General features: G+C 41.1%; 1 pseudogene. It reads right to left on the bottom strand.

Annotation, left to right across the window (positions count from 1 at the left end):
• Positions 1-673: pseudogene (locus tag FC20_RS09630) on the bottom strand (hypothetical protein); the annotation flags it as partial.
• Positions 674-699: the final 26 nt, after the last annotated feature.

Below are 699 nucleotides of genomic sequence, written 5' to 3' on the forward strand. Positions count from 1 at the left end.
CGCCGTACTCATTATTAACAGCGGCATTTTTGAAAAGGTCACCGTCATTGTCAATGATATTTCTGATCGCAATTTGAGTAGTCATATTGACCGCGGAATTGTAAGGTTCACTCAAGAATCCTGTCCCTAATGTTTGCACAGCATGCTTGAGAATTTCTTCTTTTTCGTCAACAAGCCGGCTATCGTCTCCAATCCATCGAACAGATTCTTCAGTCATTGGTTTGGATTCTCGGTCGCCATCAATTAATACTGGTGTTACCTTCAGTGTTTTTGCTGTCGCCTTAATTTCTTCATTGGTAGTCATATTTATCACCTCCTTTTCTGGCTCTAATACAGGTGCTTCAGTTCCTACAATCACACGTTTATTTGGCCGTAGCTCCCACTGCATTTGTATACGATCAATCATTAAAAACTTGTTATTGACCCCCATATCCTTCCACGGCACTGCTTTTAATTGGCACCATTCATAGAAAGGCTTTGAGGCTGTACCGTCTTCAAGTCTATTTATAATTGGCTTTTGGTAAATACCCTTGCCATCGCCGTCTTTTGTGTGCATTAATCTCAAGACAACTGAGTTACCTTCAGCAAGTTCTCGAAGTTCAAAAGGTTCTAAGATTGGAATTCGTTCAACTTCTTCAGTCCGCGAAATGCCTAAATCTAAAATGCCACTCACGCTACGTCGCTTTTTGTAAACAGCAC

It is taken from the genome of Lactobacillus equicursoris DSM 19284 = JCM 14600 = CIP 110162 (assembly GCF_001434815.1).
In the GTDB taxonomy this organism is placed as follows: Bacteria; Bacillota; Bacilli; order Lactobacillales; family Lactobacillaceae; genus Lactobacillus; species Lactobacillus equicursoris.